Genomic DNA, 11,918 nt, shown 5'->3' with positions numbered 1-11,918 from the left:
TACAATAAATGTAACTAGTTTTTTTAGTGTGTAGTTTTATGATTAGGAACGGCGACTTTTCCGATGATGATGATGAACAAGCCGACGATAATGGAACAGATCAGTGTCCATGTAAAATCATAAGGCGTTGATGTCAGAGCACCACCTAAAAAACCGACAACTTGACCCAAAAGAACTGCCCAGAAAAGGGTAACAATGTAGCGCATGGCTATACCTTCTTTCAATACTGAAAATAATCGTCTTTAGTGTATCATATTTTTGTAACTTGTAAAGATTTTCATGTTTTTCATTATATATTATCATCAAAAACTGGAGGAATATAAAAAATGACTATTTCACAACTCACAACGATGACCGCTTATTCATTGTTACAAAGTACAATTAAAATTCCTCAATACATCCAAGCAGCCAAAGCACTGGGCTACCAACAATTAGGTATCACAGATGTAGATAATCTTTATGGAGCCCTTGAATTTTTTCAAACCTGTAAAAAAGAAGGAATCAAACCGATCATTGGTTTGAATCTCATCTATACCTCAACCTTCACAGAAACAGAACATGAACTGTTTCTCTTTGCTAAAAATTTCTCGGGCTACCAAACACTGATGAAGCTTTCCAGCCAAAAGATGATCACAGGGAAGGTGACTTTAGAAGATCAAGCGATGGACCACAATGTTTTTGCGATCTTGCCGGCTCAAAATGAATTGTCTTTCTTGCTTGAAGAGGAAAGTCAACGGGCAGAAATGCGTTCCCAAGAGCTTCAGCAGCTATTTGGAACGAACCAGCTTTTTTATGGTGTTCCGTACCAGAGTCATCTCTCCCGAGATGTTGAAGCATGGATGGGCTCACAGAGAATTAAACCAGCAGCTTATCAGGCAGTAGACTCACTTCAATCGGAAGATGCCTTTGCAGTCAGTGTCTTGCATCATATCAAAAATGGCACGCAGATCGAGGATCTACGTCAAGAGCTGCAACAGCTCTCACCTGACAACAGTTTAGTCGCTGCTGAAGAAAAGCAAGCTTGGTATCAGAAGCATCAACCAGCAGCATTACTGGAGGCAGAAAGAATCGCTGCTGCCTGCCAGTTAGAGATTCCGCTCCATCAAACCTTGTTGCCCCATTATCCCCTAGAAGAAGACCAGCAAGCTGTCGATTTTTTGAAAGAGATTTGTCTGGAGCTGCTACCTAAACGTGTGCCGAACTATGATGAGACCTATCAGCAAAGACTGTTGTATGAATTATCTGTGATCCACAACATGGGCTTCGATGATTACTTTCTAATTATTTGGGACGTGATGGCATTTGCTCATCGGCAAAAAATCGTGACGGGTGCAGGTCGTGGTTCAGCAGCCGGATCGTTAGTCGCCTACGTGTTGTCCATTACCGATGTGGATCCGATTCAGTACCAGTTGTTGTTTGAACGTTTTTTAAATCCAGAACGCTATACTATGCCTGATATCGATCTGGATATTCCAGACAATCGGCGAGAAGAAGTCCTACTTTATGTAAAAAACAAATACGGTCAGGAGCATGTTGCCCAGATTGCCACCTTTGGAACGATGGCTGCTAAAATGGTTCTGCGAGATGTTGGCCGTGTGTTTGGACTCTCTCAAAGTGAATCCAATCGCTGGTCAAGAGCAATCCCAAATGCTTTGAAAATGACCTTGGACAAGGCCTTTCAGGAATCGAAGTCGTTACGGGAGCTAGTCGAGTTGAATGAGCGCAATCTGCGTTTGTATCAAGCGGCAAAAGCGCTGGAAGGATTGCCGCGGCATGTCTCGACCCATGCCGCAGGCGTCGTGATCAGTGACGAAAAGCTATCAGAACTGATCCCGCTTCAAGAAGGCTCAGAAGAAATCTGGTTAACACAGTTTACAATGAATGACGTGGAAGCTGTGGGATTGTTGAAAATGGATTTTCTTGGTTTGCGAAATCTGTCGATCATTGATGATACACTGCAAGGAATTCGTAAGGTCTCCAAAAAAGAATTTACTCAAAAGGATATTCCTCTGGATGATCCAGAAACCTTAGCCTTGTTTCGACGAGGTGAAACAGCAGGGGTTTTTCAATTTGAATCAGCAGGGATTCGTAATGTTCTACGACGATTGAAGCCTGAAAACATCGAAGACATTGCGGCGGTCAATGCTTTATACCGACCGGGGCCGATGCAAAATATTGATGCCTTTATCCAGCGGAAACACGGGAAAGAAAAAATCAGCTATCCTGTTCCCGAGCTGCAACCGATTTTAGAAAATACGTATGGTATCATCGTTTATCAGGAGCAGATCATGCAAGTTGCTTCGCAAATGGCCGGCTTTTCTTTAGGTCAGGCCGACATTTTAAGAAGAGCGATTAGTAAGAAGAAAAAAGCCGTATTGGATGAAGAACGTCGACATTTTGTGAATGGGGCGGTGAACAACGGCTACACCGAAGAAAAAGCCAATGAAGTTTATGATTATATCGAACGATTTGCAGATTATGGCTTTAACCGTTCCCATGCATTCGCCTATTCTTTCGTCGGTTTTCAAATGGCCTTTTTAAAGGTTCATTACCCAGCTGCCTTTTTCAAAGCTTTGCTGCAGTCGGTGCGCCATAATCCAACGAAAGTCAAAGAGTACATGAACGAAGCACAAAAACGTAAAATCCAGCTTTTGCCCCCATCTATCAACAAAAGCACCTATGGATTCTGGTTGTCTTCTTTTCATGAGATCCGCTTTGGTCTAAGTACAATCAAAGGTGTCAGACGAGATTTTTTGGCAGATATTTTAAATGAGCGCAAAGCCAATGGTCCTTATGCGTCGTTGGATCAGTTTCTGTCACGTCTTTCTCAGCGCAATACCAAGTGGTTGAAAGAAGAGTTGATTGAGCCGTTGATTTATGTGGGCGCATTCGATGAACTCGAACCTAATCGCCGTCAGGCTGTCGCTCAGCTGGAAGGAAAGATCCAAAATGTGTTGTACAGCGGCGGAAGCATGGAGCTTCTAGATATGATGACCTTGAAAAATCAGGAAGTTCGAGAGTACACATTGGAAGAGAGATTGAACTTGGAAGAAGAACTACTCGGTGTGTATTTGTCGGGTCATCCCGTTCAGAAGTTTGAGAAAACCCATCAGTGGAAAAATGTTCAGGACATCTCAGAGATCATTGAGAACCAACAAACACGTTTGCTCTTCTACGTGAAAAACATTCGTGAGATTCGAACAAAAAAAGGCGAACAAATGGCTTTTATTGAAGGAAATGACACCAGTGGCGAAATCTCGGTCACCGTTTTTCCTACTCTTTACCGTCAGATTCGCAGCCGTCTTGCGGTCAATCAGGTTTTGTATATTGAAGGCAAGGTTGAAAGAAGCTCTTTTAATGGAGAGCTTCAAGTACTGGCGCATCGAATCGAATCTGCTGAAACAGTGGAAGAGTCTTTTGCCGATCAGACCTGTTACTTGAAGATTGCTACGCAGTCAGAAGAAAAAACATTATTGGAACAGTTATCGATAGTCATTAGAGAGCATCCGGGCAATGTTCCTATCTTACTCTTTTTTGAAAAAGATCGCCGAAAACAATTATTGGATGAAAAACGTTGGCTTAGTTACTCAGAAGACGTAGAACAATTATTGAAGCGAATATTTGGAGAGAAGAATGTTGTTTTTAAATGATTTTCTGTAATTTTTCATAACTTCTTACATTTTTTGAACTTTTTTTCTATATTTCAAGACATTTGTAAGGATTAATGGTAAAATACTAGACGTGATTAATGCTTCAAAAGCGATTAATTGAAAATGACAAAAATATAAATAATGAGGTGAAAATGAATATGAAACGCATCGGAATCTTAACCAGTGGTGGAGATGCACCTGGTATGAATGCTGCGATTCGTGCGGTAACTCGTAAAGCAATTTTCAACGGAATGGAAGTATACGGAATCAATTATGGTTTTGCCGGATTGGTTGCTGGAGATATTCGTCGTTTGGAAGTTGCAGATGTTGGTGACAAGATCCAACGAGGAGGCACGTTCTTATATTCTGCACGTTACCCTGAATTTGCAACACAGGAAGGGCAGTTAAAAGGGATTGAACAATTGAAAAAATTTGGGATCGAAGGTTTGGTCGTTATTGGCGGAGATGGTTCTTACCATGGCGCGATGGCATTGACTAAGCATGGTTTCCCAGCTGTAGGGATCCCGGGAACAATCGATAATGATATTCCTGGAACAGACTTTACAGTCGGCTTTGATACAGCGATCAACACCGTTTTGGATTCTTTGGACCGTATTCGTGATACGGCCACTTCCCACGTTCGTACATTTATTATCGAAGTAATGGGACGCGACGCTGGAGATATCGCCTTATGGGCAGGTGTTGCTGGTGGAGCAGATGAGATCATTATTCCAGAACATGACTTCGACATGGAGATCGTTGCAAAACGCATCAGAGAAGGTCGTGACCGTGGCAAAAAACATTGCTTGATCGTTTTAGCTGAAGGTGTAATGGGCGGGAATGATTTTGCCGAAAAATTAAAAGAATATGGAGATTTCCATGCACGTGTCTCTATTTTAGGTCACGTTGTACGTGGTGGCTCACCAAGCGCCCGCGACCGTGTGCTTGCAAGTAAATTTGGCGGCTATGCTGTAGAATTGTTAAAAGAAGGCAAAGGCGGTCTGTGTGTTGGGATGTTAGACAATAAAATCGTTGCTTCTGATATCGTAGATACTTTGGAAAACGGCAAACATCAACCAGATTTATCATTGTATGCATTGAACCAAGAGTTATCATTTTAAGCTTTAAGTTAACAGACATGACGCATAAAAACAGGTAAAAAGAATAGGAGCATATTTTTCAATGAAAAAAACAAAAATCGTTAGTACATTAGGTCCAGCTAGTAATACTGTCGAAATTATTTCTCAATTGATCGAATCAGGAGCAAATACTTTCCGTTTCAACTTCTCTCATGGAGACCATGAAGAACAATTAGCACGTATGAACTTAGTTCGTGAAGCAGTAAAAGTAACTGGTAAAGATGTTGCGATTCTTTTGGATACAAAAGGTGCAGAGATTCGTACAACTGTTCAAGATACAACGAATGAAGATTACGGCCGCGCCGGTTACATCCAATTCAATGTCGGCGATATCACTCGTATCGCGATGGATCCAGAACTAAAAGGAACGAAAGAAAAAATTTCTGTGACTTACACTGGGTTATTTGACGATGCTCGTGTTGGCGGACATATCTTGTTTGATGATGGTTTGATCGACATGGTCGTTATCGAAAAAGATGAAGTGAACCGTGAGTTAGTCGTTGAAGTAAAAAACAACGGAATGCTAGGTTCTCGTAAAGGTGTTAATGCACCTGGTATCTCAATCAGCTTACCAGGGATCACTGAAAAAGATGCAGATGATATTCGTTTTGGTTTAGATAATGACATCGATTTTATCGCTGCCAGTTTTGTTCGTAAAGCACAAGACGTTCTTGAAATCCGTGAAATCTTAGAAGAGAAGAACATGACACATGTCCAAATCATTTCTAAGATCGAATCACAAGAAGGAATCGACAATATCGATGATATCCTAAAAGTTTCTGATGGTATCATGGTTGCTCGTGGAGACATGGGTGTAGAGATTCCAGCTGAATTCGTCCCAATGGTTCAAAAAAATATCATCAAAAAATGTAATGCTGCAGGTAAATCAGTTATCACAGCTACTCAAATGCTAGAATCTATGCAAGAAAATCCACGTCCAACACGTGCGGAAGCTTCTGACGTTGCCAACGCAGTCTTTGATGGAACAGATGCAACGATGCTTTCTGGAGAATCAGCAAATGGTTCTTATCCAGTAGAAGCTGTTGCAACTATGGCTCGTATTGATGAAGAAGCTGAGAGAGCGATGCTTGCATTAGGAACTTACCAAATCAATCAATTTGATAAGTCTGACGTAACTGAAACAATTGGTCTATCTGTTGCTCGTGCAGCGAAAAACCTAGGCGTTAAATGTATCGTTGCTGCTACTGAATCAGGACATACAGCAAAAATGATCTCTAAATATCGTCCAGATGCAGATATTCTAGCTGTGACATTTGACGAACGTACAAAACGTGGTTTGATGTTAAACTGGGGTGTTTATCCAACTGTAACAGCAAAACCATCTACAACTGATGAAATGTTTGATTTAGCAACTAAAAAAGCTGTTGAATTAGGCTTTGCAAAAGAAGGGGACTTGATCCTAATCACTGCCGGTGTACCAGTTGGTGAACGTGGAACAACGAACGTTATGAAGATTCAGTTGATCGGTTCTAAATTGATCGAAGCACAAGGTGTTGGCGGACGCGCAGTCGTTGCAAACACGGTTGTTGCAACAAATGCAGAAGACGCAATCGCGAAAGCGAAAGACGGTATGGTATTGGTTGTCCCTACAACTGATAAAGAATACATGCCTGCTATTGAAAAAGCAGCAGCCTTGGTTGTTGAAGATGGCGGTTTGACTTCTCATGCGGCAGTTGTCGGAATTGCGAAAGACCTACCAGTTATTGTTGGTGCAACAGATGCAACAACGATTATTGAAGATGGTGAGTTAGTAACTGTTGACCCTCGTCGTGGTATCGTCTACCGTGGAGAAACAACAGCGATTTAATGAATGGAACCCATTCTAAAGCAGGGAATTTTCCCTGCTTTTTCTTTTGGGATATAGTTTGCTTTTCATTAAAAAATAACAGAAGCTCCTTTTTTCCAGAGGATGAAAAGGGTGTCAAGAAAATTTCATTGACAAAGGGAAATAACCTCTGTATAATAGCTTTTGTTGCTTAGAGGTGATAAAAATGAAATGGTCTTTATTGGAATTAAGAAAATACCAAGACATGCCGCTAACGTTTGAAGAGACTTTAGATCTCAAAAACGAATTGATGGAGCGGGACAATCAAATAATCGATTTGGCTCCAGTCAATGTGAAGGGGTTAGTGACTGTAGGCAAGCAAGAATATCTCTTGCACTATACTGCCAACACGGTCATTACATTGCCATCCACTCGTTCATTAGAACCTGTAGAATTGCCTTTGCAGTTCTCAGTAGACGAGGTCTTCATGACACCGGAGCAATACCAGCAAAAAGATGAACTCGTTCCAGAAGAAGAAATTCTTATTTTGGAGACACAAACATTAGATTTGAGTGATTCTGTTGCAGACAATCTCTTGCTTGAGATTCCGATGCAAATCTTGTCAGAGGAAGAGCGAAATACCAATGAATTGCCATCAGGTGATGATTGGGAAGTTCTTTCAGAAGAGGACTATCAGCGTCAACAGGAATCAAAGGAGCAAACAACAACTGATCCTCGTCTTGCAAAACTCGCCTCTCTATTTGAAGAGGAAGAGGAGTAAGATTGGAATAACCCGCAGCCTTCAGGTTGCTTTCAATTTTAAGGAGGTGTAGCAAAATGGCAGTACCAGCTAGAAGAACTTCAAAAGCTAAAAAAGCTAAACGTCGTACACACTACAAATTATCTATCAACGGATTGAACGAATGTCCAAACTGTGGCGAATTGAAAAAAAGCCACCACGTTTGCGCAAGCTGTGGACATTACGATGGTAAAGATGTAGCAACAAAAGAAGCATAATCTATTTTTTCGGAAAATGGATTTCAAACCTTAGGCTAACCATGGAGCCTAAGGTTTATTTTTTTATTCAAAGCTGAGAAATAAGCTTGTGGTTGATTTTTTAGAAAAATCAAAAAAATCGGTTTCTTTGAAAGAGTTTTGTTTGAATGAACAGGTTTTTACGCTATAATGAAGAAGATTAAAAATTTCCAATGATTGACCAAGGAGGAGTTTAAATGACAAAACAACAAATCGGTGTAGTCGGGATGGCCGTAATGGGAAAAAACCTGGCCTTAAACATTGAAAGCCGTGGCTATTCAGTGGCTCTATACAACCGAACAGGATCAAAAACAGAAGAAGTTGTGAAGGAAAATCCAGATAAAAACTTACAAGGAACCTACAGCGTAGAGGAATTTGTCGACGCGATCGAAAAACCACGCCGAATCGTCTTGATGGTTCAAGCAGGCAGTGGAACGGATGCGACGATCCAATCCTTATTGCCGCATTTAGACAAAGGGGACGTTTTGATCGATGGCGGAAATACCTTCTTCCAAGACACGATTCGTCGAAACAACGAATTAGCAGACTCAGGCATTAACTTCATCGGAACAGGCGTTTCTGGTGGCGAAGAAGGCGCCTTAAAAGGTCCTTCAATCATGCCAGGGGGACAAAAAGAAGCCTATGAATTAGTCGCACCAATTTTAGAACAAATCTCAGCCAAAGCCGAAGACGGCTCACCTTGTGTGATCTATATCGGTCCAGATGGTGCTGGACACTATGTAAAAATGGTGCATAACGGCATCGAATACGGCGACATGCAATTGATCGCTGAATCCTATGACTTGATGCAAAACATTCTTGGACTTTCTGTTGATGAAATGGCAGAAATCTTTGCGGAATGGAACCAAGGCGAATTAGACAGCTTCTTGATCGAGATCACTGCTGATATTTTGACGCGTAAAGACGATCTAGGTACGGGTCAACCAATTGTTGATGTGATTCTGGACGCTGCCGGTAACAAAGGCACCGGAAAATGGACCAGCCAAAGTGCGCTAGATTTAGGTGTACCATTACCATTGATCACGGAATCGGTCTTTGCTCGTTACATTTCTGCTTACAAAGAAGAACGTGTACAAGCCAGCAAGGTCTTGCCAAAACCGGAAGCACCAGCATTTGATGGCGACAAGAAAGAGTTGGTGGAGAAAATCCGTCAAGCCCTTTACTTCAGCAAAATCATGAGCTATGCCCAAGGCTTTGCGCAATTGCGTTCGGCATCCAAAGAGTACGAGTGGGACTTGCCATTCGGTGAAATCGCGAAGATCTGGCGCGAAGGCTGTATCATTCGTGCGCAATTCTTGCAAAAGATCACGGATGCCTATGAAAAAGAAGCCGATCTGGAGAACCTTTTGTTGGATGATTACTTCAAAGACATTACGGCGAACTACCAACAAGCCGTTCGTGACGTGGTAGCTTTGGCGGTTCAAGCAGGCGTACCTGTGCCAACCTTCTCTTCAGCGATCTCGTACTTCGATTCCTATCGTTCAGATCGTTTGCCAGCGAACCTGATTCAGGCACAACGGGATTACTTTGGTGCGCACACCTACGAACGTACGGACCGTGAAGGCATCTTCCATTATTCATGGTATGACGAAAAATAAGAACAATTTTTACTAAAAAAGAAAGAGATGAGTCTTTTCTGAGAAGATAATGGACGAATCTCTTTTTTAATTTGTCTTTCCATGATATTATCGTAGTAGCATTTTGTGAAAGAGAATAGATAATGACAAGCAAAGGGGATTATAATTAAATGAGTAATATTCTAATCATAGAGGATGAAAAAAATCTGGCTCGATTTGTAGAACTGGAATTAAAACATGAAGGTTATACAACAGAAGTGCACTACAATGGGAGAACTGGTTTGGATGCTGCACTGAACAATGAGTGGGATGCAATTTTACTTGATTTAATGTTACCTGAATTGAATGGCTTGGAAGTATGCCGTCGGATCCGTCAGGCAAAAAATACACCAATCATCATGATGACTGCAAGAGATTCTGTGATCGACCGAGTTTCTGGTTTGGACCATGGGGCAGACGATTATATCGTCAAACCATTTGCTATCGAAGAATTGTTGGCTCGTTTACGTGCCTTGTTACGTCGAATTGATATCGAAGGTGACAAAAATGTCGCGAAACAAACAACGATTACTTACCGTGATTTGACGATTGAAAAAGAAAATCGAGTAGTCAGACGAGGAAGTGAGATCATTGAATTGACCAAACGTGAATACGAACTTCTATTGACATTAATGGAAAACGTAAATGTCGTTTTAGCTAGAGACGTTCTTTTAAATAAAGTTTGGGGTTACGAAACAGAAGTAGAAACGAATGTTGTGGATGTGTATATTCGTTATTTGCGTAATAAGATCGATGTTCCTGGAGATGAAAGCTACATTCAAACAGTTCGCGGGACAGGATACGTGATGCGCTCGTGAAAAGATTAAAAGAAAAAATATCTGGATTGCAAGAACTACGAAAGCCCTCTTTGACTATCAAATGGGCTTTTGCCAGTTCTTTCTTTATCTTTGTTGTTTTTACTATCTTTGCTGTGACAACGTATCAGTCATCGATCGCTTTGTTTGTGGAAAAAGAACGAAAGAATGCGGAGCAAGTCACAGATGAGATCGCGTCCAGATTGGCGAACTCGACAAATGAATTGAGCTTAGTTAGCACTTATCGTAATTTGACAAACAGCACCCGTGGAGGTAGCCGTCTTTATGATCGCACGTCCACACTAGAAGGGATTTTAATGAAGATTGACCCCTTCATCTCAGAGTTGGGACGTTCAGAAATGACGCTCTACGTCTATAATCTAGAAGAAAAACTTGTATTTAAAACTAGAGAAAAGAACGTACAGTTGACACAAACAACAAATAAAAGTCCAAGCGTCGTAACTATTGATGGTCTGACTGGTTTTATTTTGGTTCGGCCAATCTACTCTATCGAAACAGGGGAGAAAACCGGATATGCTCAGACATTTTATGAGCTGACTTCCTTTTATGCGATTCGAAATCGTCTGTTGATTATTTTGATTGTTTTAGAGATTATTTCCTTTATCGTCAGCAGTGTTCTCGGATATCTTCTGTCTTCTTATTACTTGAAGCCATTGAAGGTGTTAAGGGATACCATGGAACAAATCCAAAAGAATCCACAGGCTGATATTCACACACCTAAAATAGATACTAATGATGAATTGGCAGATATGGCAGAGATTTTCAATCGAATGCTAGATAGAATGCGGTCCTATACAGAGCAGCAAGAGCAGTTTGTGGAGGATGTATCTCATGAACTACGGACACCCGTTGCGATTATTGAAGGGCATTTGAATATGCTGAATCGCTGGGGAAAAAATGATCCTGAAATCTTGGAGGAATCTCTAGATGCTAGTATGCAGGAGATCAGTCGGATGAAAACACTGGTTCAGGAAATGCTGGATCTTTCCCGAGCTGAGCAGGTCGATGTTTATTATAGTAATGAAACAACACAGGCGAAGGAAGTCGTCCATCAAGTATTCAATAATTTCAAAATGTTGTATCCTGACTTTGTCTTTATTTTGGATGACGATTTAGCATCCGAAAAATTATTGCAAATTTATCGCAATCATTTTGAACAGATTTTGATCATTCTTTTGGACAATGCTGTAAAATATTCGACGGATCGTAAAGAAGTACACCTTTCCCTTTCAAAAAATAGTAAAGAAGTAGAGATCGTTATTCAGGATTTTGGAGAAGGAATCTCAGAAGGAGACATTTCTAAAATTTTCCATCGATTCTATAGAGTTGATAAAGCTCGTGCTCGAACCAAAGGGGGAAATGGACTAGGATTGTCGATTGCAAAGCAGCTGTTGGAGAGTTACAAAGGAAAAATAATGGTACAAAGCAGTCTTGGACAGGGAACGATTTTTAGAATGTATATTCCAATCGTCAAAGAGGCTCTAGAACTTCAGAAATAGAAACGAAAATTCGTATGATGATTCAGCGGTTTTCGGCAGAAATAACTAAATTACACGAACATTGGAGGCGAACTTATTTTAAAGATTCGTCTCCAATTTTTTTGTAAAAATTGTGTCTTTTTTTAGTTGATTTTTAGTTATAGAATTGCTATATTAATACATGTCCTCAATAACAACTGGATTGAAGTAGAGTAACAAAAATAAATTTCAAAAAAGTAGTTGACGACATTCGAAACAAATGATATTATAACAAAGTCGCTAAATTACCGATTGGATCTTTTCGCTGATCTAACAGCAAAAACATTTCAAAAAAGTAGTTGACAGATAACAAGTCAT

General features: G+C 40.7%; 9 protein-coding genes. 8 read left to right on the top strand and 1 reads right to left on the bottom strand.

Annotated elements, in window-relative coordinates:
- Nucleotides 1-23: 23 nt before the first annotated feature.
- Nucleotides 24-206, bottom strand: a complete 183-nt coding sequence (locus ACWODM_RS12915) for a YjzD family protein (RefSeq protein WP_455321781.1) — start codon at nt 204-206, stop codon at nt 24-26.
- Between the two features lie 120 nt (nt 207-326).
- Between ACWODM_RS12915 and dnaE the strand changes: the two genes are divergently transcribed.
- From dnaE to ACWODM_RS12875, 8 genes are all read left to right on the top strand, one after another.
- The gene (gene dnaE, locus ACWODM_RS12910) at nt 327-3,650 is read left to right on the top strand and encodes a DNA polymerase III subunit alpha (RefSeq protein WP_455321780.1); all 3,324 of its coding nucleotides are present in this window, start codon (nt 327-329) and stop codon (nt 3,648-3,650) included.
- Between the two features lie 158 nt (nt 3,651-3,808).
- Complete coding sequence (pfkA, locus tag ACWODM_RS12905; protein WP_455321818.1) at nt 3,809-4,771, top strand: 6-phosphofructokinase; 963 nt, start codon at nt 3,809-3,811, stop codon at nt 4,769-4,771.
- A gap of 61 nt (nt 4,772-4,832) precedes the next feature.
- On the top strand, nt 4,833-6,617 hold the full coding sequence (gene pyk / locus ACWODM_RS12900) for a pyruvate kinase (RefSeq protein WP_455321779.1): 1,785 nt from the start codon (nt 4,833-4,835) through the stop codon (nt 6,615-6,617).
- 184 nt (nt 6,618-6,801) lie between these two features.
- Complete coding sequence (locus ACWODM_RS12895; RefSeq protein ID WP_455321778.1) at nt 6,802-7,356, top strand: YceD family protein; 555 nt, start codon at nt 6,802-6,804, stop codon at nt 7,354-7,356.
- Between the two features lie 56 nt (nt 7,357-7,412).
- Nucleotides 7,413-7,592: a 50S ribosomal protein L32 gene (rpmF, locus tag ACWODM_RS12890; RefSeq protein WP_455321777.1), complete on the top strand. Its 180-nt coding sequence runs from the start codon at nt 7,413-7,415 to the stop codon at nt 7,590-7,592.
- Between the two features lie 215 nt (nt 7,593-7,807).
- The gene (gene gndA / locus ACWODM_RS12885) at nt 7,808-9,229 is read left to right on the top strand and encodes an NADP-dependent phosphogluconate dehydrogenase (protein ID WP_455321776.1); all 1,422 of its coding nucleotides are present in this window, start codon (nt 7,808-7,810) and stop codon (nt 9,227-9,229) included.
- A 149-nt stretch (nt 9,230-9,378) separates the two neighbouring features.
- A complete protein-coding gene (locus ACWODM_RS12880) occupies nt 9,379-10,065 on the top strand; it encodes a response regulator transcription factor (RefSeq protein ID WP_455321775.1) in 687 nt (228 codons plus the stop codon).
- Nucleotides 10,062-11,582, top strand: a complete 1,521-nt coding sequence (locus tag ACWODM_RS12875; RefSeq protein WP_455321774.1) for a HAMP domain-containing sensor histidine kinase — start codon at nt 10,062-10,064, stop codon at nt 11,580-11,582. The genes ACWODM_RS12880 and ACWODM_RS12875 overlap by 4 nt, the downstream gene beginning before the upstream one ends.
- The last annotated feature ends 336 nt before the right edge of the window (nt 11,583-11,918 follow it).

It is taken from the genome of Enterococcus olivae (assembly GCF_053760925.1).
This window is presented reverse-complemented; position numbering and strand designations above follow the sequence as displayed.

Excerpts from the sequence above, each read along its gene's own strand:
- ACWODM_RS12915 (WP_455321781.1), bottom strand. The coding sequence starts at position 206 with ATGCGCTACATTGTTACCCTTTTCTGGGCAGTTCTTTTGGGTCAAGTT.
- dnaE (WP_455321780.1), top strand. The coding sequence starts at position 327 with ATGACTATTTCACAACTCACAACGATGACCGCTTATTCATTGTTACAA.
- pfkA (WP_455321818.1), top strand. The coding sequence starts at position 3,809 with ATGAAACGCATCGGAATCTTAACCAGTGGTGGAGATGCACCTGGTATG.
- pyk (WP_455321779.1), top strand. The coding sequence starts at position 4,833 with ATGAAAAAAACAAAAATCGTTAGTACATTAGGTCCAGCTAGTAATACT.
- ACWODM_RS12895 (WP_455321778.1), top strand. The coding sequence starts at position 6,802 with ATGAAATGGTCTTTATTGGAATTAAGAAAATACCAAGACATGCCGCTA.
- rpmF (WP_455321777.1), top strand. The coding sequence starts at position 7,413 with ATGGCAGTACCAGCTAGAAGAACTTCAAAAGCTAAAAAAGCTAAACGT.
- gndA (WP_455321776.1), top strand. The coding sequence starts at position 7,808 with ATGACAAAACAACAAATCGGTGTAGTCGGGATGGCCGTAATGGGAAAA.
- ACWODM_RS12880 (WP_455321775.1), top strand. The coding sequence starts at position 9,379 with ATGAGTAATATTCTAATCATAGAGGATGAAAAAAATCTGGCTCGATTT.